We start from the raw sequence: 21,021 nt of genomic DNA on the forward strand, positions 1-21,021 counted from the left end.
CATGCATGTGCAGACTAAGCTGCTGTAGAATAAAAAAAGGAACCACCTGAGGGTTCCTTTTTTTATCGTCTAGATTTTTTCGATCCGGCAATAATAGAAGCCATCGCCGCGTCCGGCTTCCGGTAACAGCTGGCGGCCATACTGCTGTTCGACACCATAGTCTGTGACAATTTTAATTTCTTTGGCATCGGCATGCTGGGCAAAGAACTGCTGCATCTGCTGTTCATTTTCTGCTTTTAAAATGGAACAGGTGATATACAGCAAGGTGCCGCCGACTTTTAGCTGGGACCACATCTGTTCCAGAATCTGCTGCTGCAGCTCGACAGTTTGCTGAATGTCAGCGGACTGGCGTAACAGGCGAATATCCGGATGACGGCGCATCACCCCAATGGCAGAGCAGGGTGCATCCAGCACAATACAATCGACCGGTTCGGTTGCGGTCCAGCGCGTAGCATCTGCCGCCAGAATTTCGACCTGCTGCGTATCGGTCAGTTGCAGGCGCTCCAGATTTTCCGTGACCCGTAGCAGGCGTTTCGGGTCCTGATCCAGTGCCACCAAAGTGGCCGGACTAAATTTTTCCAGAATATGTGCGGTTTTTCCGCCCGGGGCTGCACAGGCATCAATCACCACTTTGCCATTTAAATCTGGCAGTAACTGCGCACAAAGCTGGGCATGTTCATCCTGTACCGAGAACCAGCCGGCATCAAAGCCCGGCAGCTCCGGAATCTGCACCGCCTGTTCCAGAATAATCGCCACATCGGAACGCTCGCCCGGACGTGCCTGAATACCGGCGCCCAGCAGTTTATTCAGATAGGCTTCACGGCTGATCTTGCGCTGATTGACCCTTAAAGTCAGTGGTGCTGTCTGTTTCAGGTCCTGGGTCAGTTGCTCCAGCTGTTCCGGCCAGTCTTTTTTCAGACGTTTAAACAGCCAGCTGGGTAAACCATGCGCCGCTTGCAGCGTCTGCTCAAAGACCGATGTTTCACGTGAAACACGACGCAGGATGGCATTGACCACACCACTGAGCGCCTGAAAGCCTAACTGCTTGGTGGCAGTCACGGTTTCTGAAATAGCCGCATGGTCGGCAATACGGGTACATAAAATCTGATACAGCCCGACATAGAGACAGGTTTCGACGGTTTCATTGTTCAGCGGTTTGACCAGCAAAGGCAGGGTAATGCTTTTCAGGCCGTACCATTGACGCAAGGTGCCCAGGACCAGTTCGTGATACAGCGCCCGGTCACGCTCGGCGACCTTGGTCAGATGCAGCGGTAAAATACTGGCCAGAGATTGGCCCTGCTGGACGGCCAATAAAGTACGAATCACTTGGGCGCGTAAGTTCAGATGTGACTGACCCGATAGATGTTGATTCATGCCAGCACCTGCCCAATACTTAATTTCTGGGTTTGTGCTATCTGGACCGGATTCAGCGCTTTACCACCCGGCCATTGCAGGCTGGTCAGACAGATGGCTTTGCCATCGCCACAGGCCACATGCACGCCCTGTTTATCCAGTGCCAGAATGGTCCCCGCCGACTGGCCATTGACCGCTTCATTCGACAGCACAGATCCCCAGACCCGTAAATTACTTTGCTCATCCAGCGGAATAAACGCCACCGGCCACGGGTTAAAGGCGCGAATATTGCGGTCAATTGTCACAGCATCCTGAGACCAGTCAATTTTCGCTTCGGCTTTAGACAGCTTGTGAGCATATACCGTTAAAGCTTCATCCTGTACTTCGCGCTGTTCCAGATACTGTTGTAAAGTCTGCTCCGAAGCCAGTACCGCCACAATCGCCTCCGCACCCTGAATGGCCAGTTTGTCATGCAGGCTGGCAGAGGTATCTTCAGCTGTAATCGGGCACAGGGTTTTATACATCATATCGCCGGTATCCAGCCCGGCCGCCATCTTCATAATGGTCACGCCGGTTTCAGCATCACCGGTGGCAATGGCGCGTTGAATGGGCGCCGCTCCTCGCCAGCGTGGCAGCAGCGAACCATGAATATTCAGGCAGCCATATTTGGGTGTATCCAGCACCACTTGTGGCAAAATCAGGCCATAGGCCGCCACCACCATTACATCGGCATTCAGGGCTTTTAGTTCTGCCTGTGCCGCCAGACCTTCTTCTGTGGATGATTTAAAATGTAACGGTTGATATACCGGAAGATTATGTGCCAGTGCCAGTTGTTTCACGGCAGAGGCCGTAAGTTTTTGTCCGCGGCCTGCTTTGCGGTCAGGTTGAGTATAGACCGCCACAATTTCATGCTCGGTTTTTAATAAGGCATCGAGCGCTACAGCTGCAAATTCTGGTGTTCCCGCAAAGATAATTTTCACACATGAGATTCCATATAAACTTGCCCCACATTATATGCGAAAAGCCTTTTTAAGCCTAAATTGTCATGTAAATAGAGATTGCATCTTCATGAGTTTGGCTGGGTGCTGTTCTTTGCAAACAAAATTTTATTTAAAAAATTAATATCAATAAATTTTGTTTATATAAAAGGTAAAAATTATTCATGAAAATGCCGGAGTTAATGCTTTATGATCAAATCATATCGGCTCCGTAGGCGAGTCTCCCCAGTTTTCATCAGTTGAAAGATCGCAGAATAAAAGGTTCAAAAGACCCGATCACCCAGCACGCTGACAGATTGAGCTGTAGTATGATGTGACGAAATTTCAACTGATAACCTGAAGATCAGTACATTTTAGCCAGAGATGGGGATTCACCCTCTCAAGCACAACTCGTTGGAAATACACATGCCTGACTATCGTTCAAAAACATCGACACACGGAAGAAATATGGCGGGCGCACGTGGCTTATGGCGTGCGACCGGGATGAAAGATGAAGATTTTGGCAAGCCGATTATTGCGGTGGTCAACTCTTTTACCCAGTTTGTACCGGGTCACGTGCATTTAAAAGACCTAGGTCAGCTCGTGGCACGTCAAATTGAAGCGTCAGGCGGTGTAGCAAAAGAATTCAATACCATTGCGGTCGATGACGGCATCGCCATGGGTCATGACGGTATGCTGTATTCACTGCCTTCACGTGACCTAATTGCTGACTCGGTAGAATATATGGTCAGCGCACACTGTGCCGATGCGATGGTGTGTATCTCGAACTGTGACAAGATCACTCCGGGGATGTTAATGGCAGCAATGCGCCTGAACATTCCAGTGGTATTCGTGTCTGGCGGTCCGATGGAAGCCGGTAAAGTGAAAATCCGTGGTAATGATAAAGCCATCGACTTGATCGATGCCATGATCGTCGCTGCAGATGATAACTATACTGATGAAGAAGTGGCTGAATACGAACGTTCAGCCTGTCCAACCTGTGGTTCATGTTCAGGCATGTTCACTGCGAACTCAATGAACTGCTTGACTGAAGCATTGGGTCTATCGCTTCCAGGTAACGGTTCAACTTTGGCAACTCATGCGAACCGTAAAAAACTGTTCGAACGTGCAGGTTCTCTCATTGTTGAACTGGCAAAACGCCATTATGAACAAGACGATTACAGCGTATTACCACGTTCAATGGTGACTAAAGCTTCGTATGAAAATGCCATGACTTTGGACATCGCAATGGGTGGTTCAACCAATACCGTTCTACACTTATTAGCTGCTGCAAACGAAGCGGGTGTGGACTTCACCATGGATGACATCGATCGTCTATCTCGTAAAGTACCAGTGCTTTGTAAGGTCGCTCCTGCGAAGAATGATGTACATATGGAAGACGTGCACCGTGCCGGCGGGATCATGTCGATCCTCGGTGAACTAGATCGTGCAGGCCTGTTAGATACCTCTGTCGGTACGGTTCACGAAGCAACATTAAAAGATGCTTTAGATAAATGGGACATCATCCGTACTGAAAATGAAGAGGTGTACACTTTCTTCAAATCGGCGCCAGGTGGTGTTCCAACCCAGACTGCATTTTCACAGGACCGTTATTATTCACGCCTTGATGGCGACCGTGAAAATGGCGTAATCCGTAATGCTGAACATGCCTTCTCTAAAGATGGTGGTCTGGCGGTGCTGTACGGCAACATCGCGCTGGATGGCTGTATCGTAAAAACTGCGGGTGTAGATGAATCCATCCTGAAATTTAATGGTACAGCTCGCGTATTTGAAAGCCAGGATGCCGCAGTAGAGGCGATTCTGGGCGGTAAAATCAGCGCCGGTGATGTGGTGGTGATTCGTTATGAAGGTCCACGTGGTGGTCCGGGGATGCAGGAAATGCTGTACCCAACCAGCTACCTGAAATCTAAAGGTTTGGGCAAAGACTGTGCCTTGCTGACCGATGGCCGTTTCTCGGGCGGTTCATCTGGCTTGTCGATTGGTCACGTCTCTCCGGAAGCGGCAGAAGGTGGCGCGATTGGTCTGGTCGAAGATGGCGACCGCATTGAAATTGATATTCCAAACCGTAGCATTCACCTGGCAGTAGATGATGCGACCATGGCCGCTCGTCGTACAGCACAGGATGAAAAAGGCTGGCACCCAGTGGAAGAACGTCCACGTAAGATTTCTAAAGCATTGAAAGCTTATGCGATGCACACTACAAGTGCTGCAAAAGGTGCGGTACGTGAAATCTAAGCTGTAAATTTTTATAGCGCGAAAAAGCACTCCAGATGGGAGTGCTTTTTTATTCCTTAGCGATTTAAACTTAAGTAAAAACACCTAAACTTTCAATAAAATCAATGGAGAGAGGGCTTTAGATACTTAAAACCGATAAAGTCTTAAAAAAAGTATGTGTATACTAAAGCGACAGTATCAATGCAAAAGTGATTACACGCATGTCCATGAAATTTATTAGCCGCTTTGTGGCAATTTTAGCGCTCATTATGATTTTAGCTGCACTGAGCATTCAATTTTTCTTTGATCCACATTATACCGTCGTCTTTTGGATCTTAGCTGTTCCTGTGATTTTGGCGGCTCCGATTCTGGCATCTGTGGTGTTGGCTTCCAATGAAGAACTTGGTCTGCATCAGGTGAATTAAGTACGCCTACACTAAAAATTTATAAGTAATTGATTTTAAATAGTGTAAAGATGAATCTAATCAGAAATCATCCCATGACTGATTTACAGTCTCAGTAAAAGGCCCGGCTTGAAAAGACCGGGTCTTTTATTATGTATGGCAACTTCGTACTTCAAATACTCATCTAAGAAAATAAAAAATAACTGAGTCAGATACACAGAGTCTTACTTTTATGTCGAGATTGCTTTCTATACAATCGGATAAAACCTAGCCAATATTTAGGCTTCTCAAAAATTACACTCAGGACGAATAAAATGAGTAAAGATAATATCCGCGAACATTCCGCCCCGGTCTATGAGGGCATTGAAAATGCACCGGCACGTTCCATGATGCGCGCCACCGGCTTTCAGGATGAGGATTTTACGCGTCCTTTTATCGGGATTGCCTCAACCTGGGCCAATGTCACGCCGTGTAATATGCATATTGATGGGCTGGCGCGTGAAGCCGAAGCCGGGGTCAATGCTGCTGGCGGTAAGGGGATTATTTTTAATACCATCACCATTTCTGACGGGATTTCAAACGGCACCGAGGGCATGAAATATTCGCTGCTGACCCGCGAAATTATTGCCGATTCGATTGAAGCCGTGGTCGGCTGTCAGGCCTATGATGGGGTGATTGCCATTGGCGGCTGCGATAAAAATATGCCGGGCTGTATTATGGGGCTGGCGCGCCTCAACCGTCCGGGGCTGTTTGTTTATGGTGGCACCATCAAGCCGGGCGCCGGCCATACCGACATGATTTCGGTATTTGAGGCGGTCGGGCAGCATGCCAAAGGCGAAATTAACGAAATTCAGGTCAAACAGATTGAAGAAGTGGCCTTGCCTGGACCGGGTTCCTGTGGCGGCATGTACACCGCTAACTCGATGGCCTCGGCGATTGAAGCCTTGGGCATGAGTTTGCCGGGTTCATCGGCACAGGAAGCGGTGTCTGAGGACAAGAAAATTGACTGTCAGCGTGCCGGTGAAGCGGTAATGAACCTGCTGCGTCTGGACATTAAACCGCGCGATATTATGACCAAAGCTGCATTTGAAAATGCCATTAAAGTGCTGATTGCCCTGGGTGGTTCTACCAATGGCGTACTGCATTTATTGGCGATGGCACATACGGCCGGGGTTGAGCTGAGCCTGGATGATTTTGTCCGCATTGGTCAGGATATTCCGGTGGTGGCCGATGTACGTCCATCGGGTCAATACCTGATGTCTGAACTGATTGCGATTGGCGGGATTCAGCCGCTGATGAAACGGATGCTGGATGCCGGTATGCTCGATGGTTCCTGTCTGACCGTGACCGGTAAAACACTGGCCGAAAATCTGGCGGATGTTGAAGACTATCCGGAAGGCCAGCAGATTATCCTGCCATTTGATGCACCGGTGAAAAAAGATTCGCATCTGGTGATTTTAAAAGGCAACCTGTCGCCAACCGGTGCGGTGGCAAAAATTACCGGTAAAGAAGGCCTATATTTTGAAGGCCCGGCACGGGTGTTTGAAGGTGAAATTGGTGCCATGCGCGGTATTCTTGACGGTCAGGTGCAGCCGGGCGAAGTGGTGGTAATTCGCGGTGTTGGACCAAAAGGCGGACCGGGCATGCCTGAAATGCTAAAACCGACCTCAGCGATTATTGGTAAAGGCCTGGGCGATGCTGTGGCCCTGATTACCGATGGCCGTTTCTCCGGCGGCAGTCATGGCTTTGTGATTGGCCATGTGACCCCGGAAGCCTATGAAGGTGGGCCAATTGGTTTGGTGAAAAATGGCGATAAAATCTCCATCAATGCCGAAACCCGTGAAATGACCTGGCATGTGTCTGAACAGGAAATTGCCGCGCGTCAGGCGGCCTGGGTCAAGCCAAAACCAAATTATACGCATGGTGCACTGGCCAAATTTGCCCGACTGACCTCAGGGGCAGAGACCGGCGCCGTGACCGATTTAAATTTGGATGTGTAATTGATCATTTAAGATCAAATTGTTATAAACCGGTGTAGTATCTTTTATTGCACCGTTTAATCCTTTAGAGGCTCAGCTCATGTCACTGTTACGCCGTTGGTTTGATCCAATCCGATCGAGTTGGTTTTATCAAAAACCGTCTCGTCAAGCGGTGTTACCGATTGAGCAGGGCCTCAGTATTCATCTGCGTTTAGATGATGTGTATAGCTATCTGGCAGTGCAGGAACTGCCACAGCTTGAAGAAATTCTCTCCGATGCCTTAAAGCCGTTAAAGGTAATTATTTCCAGTGGCAGTGCAGAGCCGCCGAACCAGATGTCGGCGCTGGAATGGCAGGACTATTGCCTGAATGATGCACAGATCCTGTCCAAGCAGCATCGTTTCAGTTTTCATGACACCCCGGAACAGCCGACCCCGGAAGCCTTGGCGCAAGCTGAAACCATCTTGCGGCATACGCCTTTGCGTGGTCAGGATTTTCTGTATTTGCTGGAAGATGTATTCCATATGCTCTGGCAAAAACAGTATGGCAAATTGCGCACCCTGTATGCCATGGCCAGTCGCCATCATCAGGAACAGCATTTTCCGGAACGGATTTTTAATCAGGATGCCATCCTTGCCAGCTATTTCGAGTTTGGTGGCCGCCAGTATCATGCGGTAGATGATTTGTTACGCCTGACCCGGCGCCTAAAACAGCAGAAGCTGCTGACCGGCAATCCGATTTTCCTGATTAATCATATTGAATGGCGTGAGCATTTAATTAATGATGCCGAAGCTTTAAATGAAATTCAGCGTATGGACCCGGAGCTGGATTTATATATCGCGCTGGAAGATCCGATTTCCTGGCTGCTGCTGGCCTATATTCAGGAAGAGCTGGCCAATTATTATAATATTCATTTGAATGTCTATCCGCTCAGTTATCAGGGCCGTGACCTGTTTGACTGGAGCCTGGCCACCCGTTTATCCAAACGCACCGAAGTCGCCTTTACCCCGTTTTGCCGGCCGACCCAGGATGCCACCTATCAGATGGCGCGACTGTTTTATAGCGTGCCGGAAGAGCAGCGCATGCAGGCCATTCACCGAATTTTGCAGGCGGTGTGGACCCAGGGCAAAGACCTGTCTTTTAAAGCCCATTTTGAGCAGTTACGCCGTGAGCTGAACATTGTTGAACTGAGCAGTGCCGATATTGAACAGTATCTGAAAGACAATGACATGCTCTGTGAAATGAAGTCTCAGCCGAATTTACCGGTGCTGGAGCTGCGGGTTGATGGGCAAGGTTATGTGTTTAATAGCCTTTATCGCGTCTGGATGATTGAAAGTATTTTCAGTAATGTGTTAGAAGAAAAGTACAAAAGTGAAAACGAAGCTGAAAATGACATCTTACAACATGAAAAAAGAGAAAGTTGAGTCGCTGGAACAGGCTCGCGCACAGATTGATGTGATTGATAGTGCTTTGGTGGAGCTGATTGCAGCGCGTCAATATTATGTTGATCAGACCACCCGTTTTAAAAAATCAGAAACCGATATGCAGACCCCGGAACGCCAGGCCCAGATTCTGGAGCGTTTGCGTAGCCAGGCCACCAGCTTGGGGCTCGATGCTCAGCTGATTGAACAGCTGTACCAGACCATGTTCCAGCACTTTATTCAGCGTGAACTGAAACAGTTTAGACCTTAAAACCGATAACAATTAAAAACGCGCTGGCACTCTGTTTTCATCACAGCAGGCCGGGATAATCTTCCTGATTCCGGCGGCGCGGATTATTTTTGTTCGTCTTTAATCTTTAGCCAGAACCGTAGACATCAGCACTCGGCAGGTGAGATGAATCTGGGAGGTTATTTCGCTTCAAGATCAAGGTTGGTTGAAAAACAAACGAATCATCTAACTTTAATTTAAAAATAAACCGATGGCGGTATTTTGCGCAAAGCTAGAGCCCGGCAGGCTTTGCGCGCGTCTATAGTTTTTTGGTAAACTAAATCTATTGATTTTATTACATATTTTAACACGATAGATTTGACTTAATTGAAAATGTATATATATTGTATATACATCTTTTTGTTAAAGCGTCTTTATTTTGGAGTGAAGCAATGAGCGAGCAAATCAAAAAAATAAAGACAGGCAAAAAAGATGGACAACTTTTAATTCGTATTAATAGTGCTGAACGCGATGAATTTATTCATTTGTGTGAAGAACTGGATACTAGTGCTGCTCGTGAATTAAGAAAATTTATTCGTAGCTTTGTGAAACAGCACAAGCGCGAATAGCCTTACTAGGGAGTAATACCATGGCGAAGCAAGTTAAATCGTTAAAGCAAAAAATCAAAGCACGCTTGAAAAAGATTTCAAAACATCAGGGCAAATTGAAACAGCTGCAAAAAGCCCTGAAAAAGCAAAAATAATTTAATTTTGCCTTGAAACCTGACTGCTAGCGTTTAGGTTTCAGATAAAAAACCGAAGCCGGTACTGATCATACCGGCTTCGGTTTTTTTGTATATTAGTCAGGGCAGTTATGCTTTTTCTGATTTTTCGCCCAGGCTAAAGAACAGGTTCAGTAACAGTGCGGCAAAGGTCGCCGTCCCAATACCACCCAGGTTAAAGCTGCCAAATTGCAGGGCAAAGTCACCGGTACCTAAAATAATGGTCACTGCCGCCACCATCAGGTTTTTGTTTTTCGAGAAGTCGACTTTGTTTTCAATCCAGATTTTGGCTCCAGCAATGGTAATCAGACCAAACACCACAATTGAGGCACCGGTTAAAATCGCGCTTGGAATGGTATGAATAATGGCACCAAACTTAGGCGATAAACCAAGGAAAATGGCAAACACACCGGCAACCGCAAAAATAATGGTCGAGTAGACACGCGTCACTGCCATCACGCCAATATTTTCACCATAGGTGGTCATGCCTGGCGCACCGACACCACCGGCTAAAGTGGTGGCTACACCATCGGCAACAAAGGCTTTACCAATGTGCGGGTCAAGGTTTTCACCGGTCATGGCACTCACGGCTTTAATATGGCCCAGGTTTTCTGCCACCAGAATCAGCGCCACCGGGGCAATGATCAGCATGGCATTGACTTCAAATTCCGGACCATGGAAGGTTGGCAGGCCAAACCATGCCGCCTGCTGGATTGGGGCAAAGTTAATCGGGGTGCCATAACCCATGACATTACTGACAATAAAGTAAACCAGATAGGCCAGCAGCAGACCCACCAGGAGCAACAGGCGCTGTAACAGTCCTTTGGTAAATACCGCAATCGAACCCATACACAGCACTGTAACCAGCGCCATCCACATATTAAATGGATTACCAGCCACGCCTTTGACCGTGACCGGCGCCAGGTTCAGACCAATGATCATCACCACTGCACCAGTGACCACAGGCGGCATTAATTTTTCAATCCAGCGCGTCCCGGTGGCCATGACCAGAAAGCCGAGCAGGGCATATAAAATACCGCAGGCAATAATCCCGCCGGCTGCCACCGCAATATTCGGGTTGGGTCCGCCCGTGCCGGATGCAGCATAACCGGTCGCAGCAATCACCACCCCAATAAAGGCAAAGCTGGAACCTAAATAACTTGGAACGCGACCACCGGTCATAATAAAGAACAGGATGGTACAGATCCCGGACATCAGAATGGCCAGGTTCGGGTCAAAGCCCATCAGGAAAGGCGCAAGTACCGTCGCACCAAACATGGCAAACGCGTGCTGAACCCCCAGGACCACAGTTTGCGCAGGTGGAAGATACTCATTGGTACCTACAGGACGTGCATCGATACTGCCTTGATACGGGCGCCATTTGGGAAACCAATTGGACATATTTTGAGCACTCTAAAGACAAATTGTGCCAATCATACTCCTGTTTTTTAAAAGATTTAATCGGAGATACAAAATTTTTGTTCAAATTAATTCTATGACTTTGCTTTATTTTTTACCGCAGGGTAAAAATTTTTCAATATAAAAACAGTATGAAATCAGTAGATTAATTCATCGACTTTGGCTGGAGGGAATGTATAAATAATAATTATTTTATTCATAAAAAAAGAAATGACAGCTTTATGACTGCTTAAAAATACAGCACATGCAGAACATGTGCTGTATGTTTTTGCCAATTTGACTTAGCCGGTGTTGCGTAATCCGGCAGCAATACCGGCAATGGTGACCATTAAGGCATGATCTACCGGACTATGTTCGGCCTGCTGGCTGTTGAGATACTGGCGGCGGCGTTTCATCAGTTCGGCCTGCAGCAGATGTAGCGGCAGCAAATATGGTTTACGCACTTTCATCGACTGATCCAGCACATCATTGCTGCTGAGTAGCTGTGACTCACCTTTTAGCGCCAGCAAGGTCTGGACCGCATCTTTCAGGCGTTGACGCAGCTCGGCGCCCAAGGCTTTCAGTTCTTCATCTTCAGTCAGATGTGCCTCATAGTAGAGTGCAATATGCCCATCGGCCTTGGACAGAACCATCTCCAGCATATCCACCAAGGTCTGGAAATAGGGCCATTCGCGCAGCATTTCTTCCAGCAGTGCCTGCTGGTCCTGGGCAATGACCTGGTTAATAGCAGCACCAGTACCCAGCCAGGCCGGTAGCATCAGACGGATCTGGGTCCAGGCAAACACCCAGGGAATGGCACGTAGCGATTCAATGCCGCCGCTGACTTTACGCTTGGCCGGACGTGAACCAAGCGGCAGCATTTGCAGCTCCAGTTCCGGGGTCACGGTACGCAGATATTTCACAAAATGCGGATTTTCCCGTACAGTCTGGCGATAGACCTGCACCGACAGGTCAGTCATGCTGTGCATTAACTGGCGCCATTCCTGTTTAGGAACCGGCGGTGGCAGCAAGGTCGCCTCCAGTGTCGCAGCGGTATAGATTTCCAGATTCTGTAAGGCAATTTCTTCCAGACCAAACTTGAAGCGGATCATTTCGCCCTGTTCGGTGACGCGAATCGCGCCGGAAATGGAACCTGGTGGTTGCGAGAACAGGGCCTGCTGGGTCGGTGCCCCGCCACGGCTGATAGAACCGCCACGGCCGTGGAACAGGGTCAGCTGAACCCCGTGCTGCTGTGCCACAGCGGTCAGTTCTTCCTGGGCACGATACTGGGCCCAGTTGGCCGACATAAAGCCAGCATCTTTGGCCGAGTCGGAGTAGCCAATCATCACTTCATGTTTGCCCTGAATATGCTGCTTGTACCAGTGCATACTAAACAGGGTGTGCATGGTGTCGGCTGCGCCGTCCAGATCTTTCAGGGTTTCAAACAGCGGCACCACGCGTAGCGGCGTTTGAATACCGGCTTCTTTTTGCAGCAATAACACCGCCAGCACATCACTTGGATATTCGGCCATTGAAATAATATAGGCACCTAGCGATTCCGATGGCTGTTCGGCCAGAGTCCGCATGGTGGCAAATACTTCCTGCACATCCGGATGTTCAATCAGGCTCTGTTTCGGTTCCTGCAGGTATTTAGGCAACAGCGGACGTTTGCTTTGCAGTTCCTGTAGCAGGAAATTCTGCCGCGCCTGTTCGGTCCAGGTTTCAAAATTGCCCAGTCCAAGATACTCGGTAATTGCCGAAATGGCCTGACGATGGCGACCAGATTCCTGACGGATATCCAGTTTGAGCAGTTCAATTCCGAAACAGTTGACCCGGCGAATGAAATCCAGCAGCTTGCCATTGGCAATTTCTGGCATGTTGCAGGCCATTAACGAGCGGTGACATAACAATAACGGGGTCAGCAGTTCCTGTTTGCTTTTAATCACCTGGCTGTCATCAGCATCCAGTCCTTGCAGCTTTTGCGCCAGCCAGTCACGGGTGGCCGTTAAACGCTGGCGCGTCTCACGTAAATATTCACGATACGGTTCAGGATGCGGCGTACCAATGGCAGCCAGCAGCTCCGGGCTGCATTGCTGGATCGACAGTTCCCAGCGCAAATCTTCAATATCGCGCAGGTACAAATCGGCGGCTTTCCAGCGCGAGAGCCACAGCACTTCCTGGGTCACCTGATGGGTCACATTCGGGTTGCCATCGCGGTCACCGCCCATCCAGGAGGCAAAGCGCAGCGGTGCAATTTCCAGCGGCAGCTGCTGGCCACACTGGGCTTGCACCATACTGTCCAGTTCCCGGATAAATTTAGGCACTGCATTCCACAGCGTCTGTTCAATGGTGGTAAAGCCCCATTTGGCTTCATCAATCGGGGTTGGACGATGCTGACGAATTTCATCGGTCTGCCAGGCCGAGCTGATCAGCTGTTTCAGCTCTTCCAGCACCGCCTGACGTTCACGCGGTGTCAGTTTCTGCTGGTCAAAAGCCGACAGGCAGGCATTGATGCCATCATATTTCTGAATGAGGGTGCGGCGGCTAACTTCGGTCGGATGTGCGGTTAAGACCAGTTCAATATTCAGCTCGCAGATCTGCTGGAACAAGGTCTCGGCAGAAATATCGTGCTGCTGGAACTTCTGAAACAGATGATCGAGTGGATTCGGGGAGGGTGCGCTGTCATCAAATTCGCTCTGGCGGCGGCTACGCACCACATGATACTGCTCGGCAATATTGGCAAAATTTAAAAAGTGGGTAAAGGCACGGGTCAGCGGCAGAATTTCTTCATCTTCCAGACTGGACAGCAGTTGTTCGAGTTGTTTTTCTGCTTCAATCTGGCCATCACGGGCGCCTTTGGCCAGCGCACGAATCTGTTCGACCTGATTAAACAAATCTTGTCCGGCGTGCTGTTTCAGGGTATCGCCCAGTAAATTTCCCAGCAGACGCACATCTTCGCGTAATGGAGCAGCAATTTGTTGAATCATTTTTTTCCCTCTCCAGAGTTCCTGTTTTGACTATACCCGGAATTCGTGACAATCCAAGCCAGCACAAGGCGAAAGTCGGATAATTTTTATCCGGAAGCGCTGCAAAAAAGCCGGTTTTGTTCAAGGCTTAGGCAGCCAGTCACTCGGAGATGGCTTGCAGGAACAGCTGGATACTGGACTGGATCAGCTGCTGCTGTTCATCGGCGGCCGGAATCGGACGGATGCCGAGCAAAATTTCATGATGGCGCTGACCGAGTAATAACGACAACATCAACTGGATTAACTGTTCTAGCGGCATCTGATGGATAAAACCTAAATCAATGGCCTGCTGGAAAAAGTGCTGCCAGACTTGGTTCAGCTTTTGATGCGAGGCCTGATAAAACTGCTGTAACAGCGGACTTTGCTGTGAGGCCAAATCGAGCAGCAGATATTCCAGCTTGATGGCTTCGGGTAAATAGACAATTTCCAGGGACAGCGCACACAGCTGCGCCAGCGCCTGCTGGAAATTGCTGTCGGCACTGAGCTGCGGCGGACGCGCCATAATCAGGGCTTCACAGGTATCTTCAATGGCACAGGTAAACAAGGTGGCCTTGTCCTGAAAATGATTATAGACCGTCAGTTTGGTCACGCCGGCATCGCGGGCAATTTCATTCATGCTCGAACCATGATAGCCCTGCTTTAAAAACAAGGATTTAGCCGATTCCAGAATGCGCTGGCGTTTTTCGAGATCTTTGGGACGTCCGACGTTCATTTGCTGAAAATATCCTAAATAAAATAAAAACAGTCATTGTGTTTTGCTGTTTCTTGCAATTAATGTACTCATCGGTATATTAATTAAAAATTGATCATTTTTAATATATTGCTATTTTGCCTGAAAAACATCTGACAAATAAGAGTCAACCGCATGAGCACGATTAATACGGTAGTTCTCAGCCTGATCCTGGTGTGTAGCACCCTGGTCGGTTGCAGCAAGGACAGCGCCAGCACTGAACAGAATATTCCCTATGTGATGGTGGCCCAGCCCACCTCCAGTCATCAGGCACAAAAAAGCTATGCCGGAGAGGTGCAGGCGCGTCAGCAGACCGCGTTGGCCTTTCGGGTGGGCGGTCAGGTGGTGGAACGCTATGTTGATGTGGGCGATCAGGTCAAGGTCGGGCAGGTGCTGGCACGTTTAGATGTTAAAGATGCCCAGTTACAGCTGAATGCAGCGCGCGCCCAGCTCGACAGTGCCCAGTCGGCCGCCAAAATTGCCCAAGATGAATTGCAACGTTTTCAGCAGCTGTTGCCAATGAATGCGGTTAGCCGCTCGCAATACGATGCCATCGACAATCAGTACAAATCTGCTGTGGCAGCACTGAAACAGGCGCAGTCCAATTATGCGGTGGCGCAGAACCAGACCGTATATAACCGGCTGGTGGCCAATAAAAACGGGGTGATTACCGCACGCAATATTGAAGTGGGGCAGGTGGTGGCAGCCGGTCAGGCGGCGTATCAGCTGGCAATTTCCGGTGAACGTGAAGTGGTGATTGGCGTGCCGGAGCAGGCCATGAGCCAGATTAAAGTCGGTCAGCCGGCCACAGTCACCTTGTGGTCACAGCCGGATCAGCGCTTTGAAGCCTATGTGCGGGAGATTTCACCGGCAGCTGACCAGTCACGTACTTTTAGTATCAAGGTGGCGCTGCGTGCTGCCAATCCGGCCATCCAGCTGGGACAAAGTGCGCGGGTGTTTTTAAATGGCAATGCACAGCAGCAGCTGACCGTACCGCTGTCCAGCGTCTCGGCCAATGGCCAGCAGGCCTATGTCCTGGTGGTGGGTGCCAATCATCAACTACGTAAAGTAGATGTGCAGCTGGGCGCTTATGGCCGTGACAGCGTACCGGTACTTAGCGGGCTGAAGCCAACGGACTATGTGGTGGTGGGTGGGGTACATCTGCTGCGCGACCAGCAAAAAATTCATCCGATTGACCGGGAAAACCGTGCCGTCAAGCTTCAGGCAGGGGGTTAAGCATGAGCGCACCGCTAAACTTTAACCTGTCGGAATGGGCCTTAAAAAACAAGGGCCTGATTCTGTATTTCATGCTGTTGCTCGGCATTATTGGCATGTATTCCTATTCCAAATTGTCGCAGAGTGAAGACCCGCCGTTTACCTTTAAGGTAATGGTGGTGCAGACCTACTGGCCGGGCGCAACCGCCAAGGAAGTGTCCTTGCAGGTCACCGACCGGATTGAAAAAGAGCTGATGACCACCGGGCAGTACGAGCGGATTCTGGCCTATTCGCGTCCGGGAGAGTCGATGGTGACCTTTATTGCCAAAGATTCGCTGCGTTCCGGGCAAATTCCGGATATCTGGTATACGGTGCGCAAGAAAATCAATGATATCCGGCATGAACTGCCCCAAGGCGTGCAGGGACCGTTTTTTAACGATGAATTTGGCGATACCTTCGGCAATATTTATGTGCTGACCGGCGAAGATTTTGACTACGCCACCTTAAAAGAATATGCCGATCGCCTGCAGCTACAATTGCAGCGGGTCAAGGATGTCAGCAAGGTCGAACTGATTGGCCTGCAAGACCAGAAAATCTGGATTGAACTGTCCAATACCAAAGCGGCCCAGCTCGGTATTCCGGTTACCGCCATTCAGCAGGCGTTGCAGCAGCAGAACAGCATGGCCAGTGCCGGCTTTTTTGAAACCGAAACCGACCGGATTCAGGTCCGGGTCAGTGGCCAGCTAAACAGTGTTGAAGCCTTGCAGCAGATGCCGCTACTGGTCAATGGCACCACCATTCAGCTGGGTGATGTTGCTGAGATTTACCGCGGTTTTAGCGATCCGGCCCAGCCACGGATGCGCTTTATGGGCGAAAACGGGATTGGTATTGCCGTGTCTATGCGTAAAGGCGGCGATATTCTGGCGCTGGGGGAGAATCTGGCCACTGAATTCCAGCGGCTACAGCAGACCTTACCGCTGGGTATGCAGCTGCAAAAAGTTTCGGATCAGCCGGTGGCGGTCAAGCACAGTGTTAATGAATTTATGAAGGTACTGGCCGAGGCGGTGATTATTGTGCTGCTGGTCAGCTTTTTCTCGCTCGGGTTTCGTACCGGTCTGGTGGTGGCTTTTTCCATTCCACTGGTGCTGGCAATGACCTTTGCCGGCATGAACCTGTTTGATGTCGGCCTGCACAAGATTTCCCTTGGTGCCCTGATTCTGGCGCTGGGCCTGCTGGTGGATGATGCCATTATTGCAGTAGAGATGATGGCCATTAAAATGGAGCAGGGCTATAGCCGGCTTCAGGCGGCTGGTTTTACCTGGAAAACCACCGCTTTTCCAATGCTGACGGGTACCCTGATTACCGCGGCCGGCTTTTTACCGATTGCTACGGCCGCGTCCAGTACCGGCGAATATACCCGCTCCATCTTCCAGGTAGTAACCATTGCCTTGGTGGTGTCCTGGTTTGCTGCGGTGCTGTTTGTGCCGTATCTGGGTGATAAACTGCTGCCCGATTTTAATCAGCAGCCACAACAGGCCAGCTGGTATCAGCGTCTTTGGGCACGCCTGCGCAAGCAGCCCGCTCCAGCGCCTGTGGTGCATCATGCTGGTGAGCAGCATGATCCGTATCAGACCCGTTTTTATCAGGGCTTTCGCCGCTGGGTCGATACTTGTGTGACCTATCGCAAAACCGTGATTGCCGCTACGGTAGGCATTTTTGTACTGTCGATTTTGATGTTCAAGCTGGTGCCGCAGCAGTTTTTTCCGCCATCGAACCGGGCCGAAATTCTGGTTGATCTGAAACTTGAAGAAGGCGCTTCTTTAACAGCCACCGAAGCCGCAGTACAAAAGGTCGAGCAGTTCCTGTCCAAGCAGGAGGGGATTGATAACTATGTGGCCTATGTGGGCACTGGCTCACCGCGTTTTTATTTGCCGCTGGATCAGCAGTTACCGCAAACCAGTTTTGCCCAGTTTGTGGTGCTGGCTTCATCGCTAGAAGACCGGGATGAAATTCGCCGTTCGCTGGATGAGCAGATTCGTAAATTATTACCGGAAGCGCGTACCCGCGTATCGCTGCTGGAAAATGGTCCGCCGGTTGGCTATCCACTCCAGTTCAGGGTTTCTGGTGAAGATCTGGCTCAGGTGCGGCAATGGGCACAGCAGGTTGCAGCTCAGGTTGATGACAATCCGAACACCACCAATGTCCATCTGGACTGGGGAGAGCCGAGCAAGGTGATTCATCTGCAGATTGATCAGGACCGGGCGCGGCAAATGGGCGTCAGCAGTGTTGATCTGGCTAATTTCCTCAACAGTTCCATTCTCGGCAGCGCGATTGACCAGTACCGGGAAAAACGTGAGCTGATTGAAATCCGCTTGCGCGGTGATGCAGCCGAGCGGGTTGATGTCGGTTCACTCAGCAGTCTGGCAGTGCCGACTGCACAGGGCAGTAGTGTGCCATTGGCCCAGATTGCCCAGATTGAATACCGCTTTGAAGAAGGCCTGATCTGGCATCGTAACCGTTTACCGACCATTACCGTACGGGCTGACATTAGCAGCGGTTTACAGCCAGCCACGGTGGTGGGGGAGCTAAGCGAACCCTTACAGCAGATTCGCAGCCAGTTGCCAAACGGCTACCTGCTGGAAGTCGGCGGGACGGTGGAAGAATCGGCGCGTGGACAAAGCTCGGTCAATGCCGGTATGCCACTGTTTTTGGCGGTGGTGTTTACCCTGTTGATGCTGCAGCTAAAAAGCATGTCACGGGCCTGTATCGTGTTTTTAACCGCACCATTGGGGATTATCGGGGTGGTGCTGTTCCTGCTACTGTTCAATAAGCCTTTTGGGTTTGTGGCCATGCTCGGCACCATTGCACTGTCGGGGATGATCATGCGTAACTCGCTGATTCTGATTGACCAGATCGAGCAGGATATTCAGGCCGGTGAAGCGCCGTGGGATGCGATTATCAATGCCACGGTGCGCCGCTGCCGTCCAATTGTGCTGACTGCACTGGCCGCCGTGCTGGCCATGATTCCGCTGTCGCGTAGTATTTTCTTTGGCCCGATGGCGGTGGCCATCATGGGCGGATTGATTATTGCGACCCTGCTCACTTTATTCTTTTTGCCGGCCCTGTATGCGCAGTGGTTTAAAGTGAAAAAAAATCAGAATATGGCCTGATTTTGTGTCAATATAAGGTGCGAAAGCTTGAAAATTTCAATATAGTAGCACCTTCATTTTTACAATTTTCAATAGGTAAATTTACTGCATATTATAAAACCAAACATGCAGTAAATGGGGTTGAAGCACACATGCAGCAAGATAGCTTAGCCAAGTTACGTCGTTCGATTGCTCTTTCTTACGTCTTCATGTTTTTCGCCCTGTTTACCTTAATTAGCGCTATTTTTGCCTACTGGCTGGCCCGTAAAGTGGTGATGGTCGATCAGACCGAGGTTTGGTTACAGGCCCAGGCACTCTGGGTCATGCGCAATGTCATGATCTACTCCATTTTGGCGGTATTTGCTGCCCTGTGGTTTATTCCGTTATTTTTCTATGCCTGGAATGATGCCACCTGGGTCACTGCGACCACCATTGCCGGTGTGGTGTTTAGCGCCATTGCCTTCTTATATTTACTCAATGCCTGGATCAAAGGCTTAAGTAAATTCATGAAAAACAAGGCGGTGTTTTAAGCAGCCTAAATTTTTTTCGCTGCCTGCCCTTGTAAATCTTGGATAAACCCCAATTTCAGACCTCAGTTGAGTCTTAAATAAAATTCCGTGAGGAGCATCGCCAGACATGGCTAAACGTGATTATTATGAGGTTTTGGGTGTTGCTAAAACCGCTAGTGATGATGAAATTAAAAAAGCCTACCGTAAGTTGGCGATGAAATATCATCCGGACCGTAACCCAGATAACCCGGAAGCTGAAGAAAAATTTAAAGAAGCTTCAGAAGCCTATGAAGTGCTGTCGGACAGCGAAAAACGCAGCATGTACGACCGTATGGGCCATCAGGCCTTTGAAGGTGGCATGGGCGGTGGTGGCTTCGGCGGCGGCTTTAGTGCTGAAGATATCTTTAGCCAGTTCGGCGATATTTTTGGGGGTGCCTTTGGGGGCGGTGGCCGTCAGCAACGTGCGCGCCGTGGTTCGGACCTGCGCTATGTGATGGAACTGACCTTGGAAGAAGCGGTTAAAGGGGTGAAAAAAAACATCAGCTTTACCGCACCTGCACCGTGTGATGCCTGTGATGGTAAAGGCTCGCAGAATCCGAATGATGTCGAAACCTGTAAAACCTGTCATGGTGCCGGTCAGGTACGTATGCAGCAAGGTTTCTTCTCGGTGCAACAGACCTGTAGCACCTGTCGTGGCCAGGGCAAAATCATCAAGAACCCATGTAACAAATGTCATGGTTCAGGGGTATCTGACCGTCAGCAAACCCTGGAAGTTACCATTCCAGCCGGTGTCGACAATGGCGACCGCGTACGTTTAACCGGTAAAGGTGAAGCGATCCGTGATGGTCAGGCTGGTGACCTATACGTAGAAGTGGTGGTGCGCGAGCATGAAATCTTCCAGCGTGATGGTGCCGATCTGTATATGGATGTGCCGGTTTCAATTGCCGATGCCGCACTGGGTAAAGAAATTGAAATTCCGACCCTGGATGGCCGGGTGAGCCTGAAAATTCCGGAAGGTACCCAAACCGGTAAACTGTTCCGCCTGCGTGGTAAAGGGGTGAAACCGGTACGTACCAGCATGGTCGGTGATCTGCTGTGCCGTATTGTGGTGGAAACGCCAGTGAACCTGACGTCGCGTCAGCGTGAATTACTGAAAGAACTGCAAGCGACGCTGGATGGTGATAACAACAATTCGTCACCAAAGAAAAAGTCATTCTTTGACCGCCTGTTTGACTAATTCAGTTTAACTAAGCCAGTTGAAACAGCGCGCTCAAACACAAAGGGAGATGAACATCATCTCCCTTTTTTATGGCGAATAAAAAATTAAACCCCTTCTACCGGGTCAATTTCTGCCACCAGCGCATCGTCCTGAGATACAGCCATCTCGGTGGTCTGCTCGCTTTGCTGTTCTTCAATTGCATCAATTAACGCCACTTGTGCTGCTTCTTCTGCCGATACTGCTGGCTGTAAAGTGGTGGTAATGCGGACTTGAGACAGGCTTTCTAAGGTATCACCCGGTTGTAATGGTGGTTCTGCCCAAGCCGAGCTCATCAGTAGCCCCATACACACTGCCATCCCCAGTTGTTTCGAATGCATGCTTGATCTCCTTATAATCT

16 protein-coding genes are annotated in these 21,021 nt (G+C 49.7%); 10 read left to right on the forward strand and 6 right to left on the reverse strand.

The annotated features are described in order from the left end of the window. Nucleotides 1-69: 69 nt before the first annotated feature. Entirely contained in the window at nucleotides 70-1,374 is a 1,305-nt protein-coding gene (gene rsmB, locus ACVLR6_RS00140; RefSeq protein WP_168406446.1) for a 16S rRNA (cytosine(967)-C(5))-methyltransferase RsmB, read from the reverse strand. Then, on the reverse strand, nucleotides 1,371-2,333 hold the full coding sequence (gene fmt / locus ACVLR6_RS00145; protein WP_168399137.1) for a methionyl-tRNA formyltransferase: 963 nt from the start codon (nucleotides 2,331-2,333) through the stop codon (nucleotides 1,371-1,373). Before fmt ends, rsmB begins: the two co-directional genes overlap by 4 nt. 423 nt (nucleotides 2,334-2,756) lie before the next feature. Between fmt and ilvD (ACVLR6_RS00150) the strand changes: the two genes are divergently transcribed. From ilvD (ACVLR6_RS00150) to ACVLR6_RS00175, 6 genes are all read left to right on the forward strand, one after another. Then, the gene (gene ilvD / locus ACVLR6_RS00150; protein ID WP_455995534.1) at nucleotides 2,757-4,586 is read left to right on the forward strand and encodes a dihydroxy-acid dehydratase; all 1,830 of its coding nucleotides are present in this window, start codon (nucleotides 2,757-2,759) and stop codon (nucleotides 4,584-4,586) included. 200 nt (nucleotides 4,587-4,786) lie between these two features. Continuing rightward, nucleotides 4,787-4,990 carry a hypothetical protein gene (locus ACVLR6_RS00155; protein ID WP_067731511.1) on the forward strand — a complete coding sequence of 68 codons (204 nt, stop codon included), beginning with the start codon at nucleotides 4,787-4,789 and terminating at the stop codon, nucleotides 4,988-4,990. Between the two features lie 293 nt (nucleotides 4,991-5,283). Then, nucleotides 5,284-6,969 (forward strand): dihydroxy-acid dehydratase, encoded by a 1,686-nt coding sequence (gene ilvD / locus ACVLR6_RS00160; protein ID WP_005181175.1) that lies wholly within the window; start codon nucleotides 5,284-5,286, stop codon nucleotides 6,967-6,969. Nucleotides 6,970-7,048: 79 nt separating this feature from the next. Then, nucleotides 7,049-8,371 (forward strand): hypothetical protein, encoded by a 1,323-nt coding sequence (locus tag ACVLR6_RS00165; protein ID WP_455995536.1) that lies wholly within the window; start codon nucleotides 7,049-7,051, stop codon nucleotides 8,369-8,371. Then, on the forward strand, nucleotides 8,352-8,639 hold the full coding sequence (locus tag ACVLR6_RS00170; protein ID WP_075167674.1) for a chorismate mutase: 288 nt from the start codon (nucleotides 8,352-8,354) through the stop codon (nucleotides 8,637-8,639). Before ACVLR6_RS00165 ends, ACVLR6_RS00170 begins: the two co-directional genes overlap by 20 nt. Before the next feature lie 410 nt (nucleotides 8,640-9,049). Next, nucleotides 9,050-9,226 (forward strand): hypothetical protein, encoded by a 177-nt coding sequence (locus ACVLR6_RS00175; protein WP_005181183.1) that lies wholly within the window; start codon nucleotides 9,050-9,052, stop codon nucleotides 9,224-9,226. A gap of 242 nt (nucleotides 9,227-9,468) precedes the next feature. On the opposite strand, the gene ACVLR6_RS00180 is transcribed toward ACVLR6_RS00175, so the two are convergent. The 3 genes from ACVLR6_RS00180 to ACVLR6_RS00190 all read right to left on the reverse strand — a co-directional run bounded on the left by ACVLR6_RS00180 (nucleotide 9,469) and on the right by ACVLR6_RS00190 (nucleotide 14,514). Beyond that, a complete protein-coding gene (locus ACVLR6_RS00180) occupies nucleotides 9,469-10,779 on the reverse strand; it encodes a solute carrier family 23 protein (protein WP_075174685.1) in 1,311 nt (436 codons plus the stop codon). 299 nt (nucleotides 10,780-11,078) lie between these two features. After that, entirely contained in the window at nucleotides 11,079-13,763 is a 2,685-nt protein-coding gene (ppc, locus tag ACVLR6_RS00185; RefSeq protein WP_016658898.1) for a phosphoenolpyruvate carboxylase, read from the reverse strand. Between the two features lie 139 nt (nucleotides 13,764-13,902). After that, the gene (locus tag ACVLR6_RS00190; RefSeq protein ID WP_104472327.1) at nucleotides 13,903-14,514 is read right to left on the reverse strand and encodes a TetR/AcrR family transcriptional regulator; all 612 of its coding nucleotides are present in this window, start codon (nucleotides 14,512-14,514) and stop codon (nucleotides 13,903-13,905) included. A 153-nt stretch (nucleotides 14,515-14,667) separates the two neighbouring features. Here ACVLR6_RS00190 and ACVLR6_RS00195 point away from each other — a divergent pair, with 153 nt between their 5' ends. The 4 genes from ACVLR6_RS00195 to dnaJ all read left to right on the forward strand — a co-directional run bounded on the left by ACVLR6_RS00195 (nucleotide 14,668) and on the right by dnaJ (nucleotide 20,642). Then, nucleotides 14,668-15,768: an efflux RND transporter periplasmic adaptor subunit gene (locus ACVLR6_RS00195; protein ID WP_455995540.1), complete on the forward strand. Its 1,101-nt coding sequence runs from the start codon at nucleotides 14,668-14,670 to the stop codon at nucleotides 15,766-15,768. A 2-nt stretch (nucleotides 15,769-15,770) separates the two neighbouring features. Beyond that, entirely contained in the window at nucleotides 15,771-18,917 is a 3,147-nt protein-coding gene (locus ACVLR6_RS00200; RefSeq protein WP_455995542.1) for an efflux RND transporter permease subunit, read from the forward strand. Between the two features lie 131 nt (nucleotides 18,918-19,048). Further along, a complete protein-coding gene (locus tag ACVLR6_RS00205; protein ID WP_005181203.1) occupies nucleotides 19,049-19,426 on the forward strand; it encodes a hypothetical protein in 378 nt (125 codons plus the stop codon). A 106-nt stretch (nucleotides 19,427-19,532) separates the two neighbouring features. Continuing rightward, nucleotides 19,533-20,642 carry a molecular chaperone DnaJ gene (gene dnaJ, locus ACVLR6_RS00210; RefSeq protein WP_075167668.1) on the forward strand — a complete coding sequence of 370 codons (1,110 nt, stop codon included), beginning with the start codon at nucleotides 19,533-19,535 and terminating at the stop codon, nucleotides 20,640-20,642. Nucleotides 20,643-20,728: 86 nt separating this feature from the next. Here dnaJ and ACVLR6_RS00215 read toward each other — a convergent pair whose 3' ends face one another. Then, entirely contained in the window at nucleotides 20,729-21,001 is a 273-nt protein-coding gene (locus ACVLR6_RS00215) for a hypothetical protein (protein WP_075167667.1), read from the reverse strand. Nucleotides 21,002-21,021: the final 20 nt, after the last annotated feature.

It is taken from the genome of Acinetobacter sp. T63 (genome assembly GCF_053852345.1).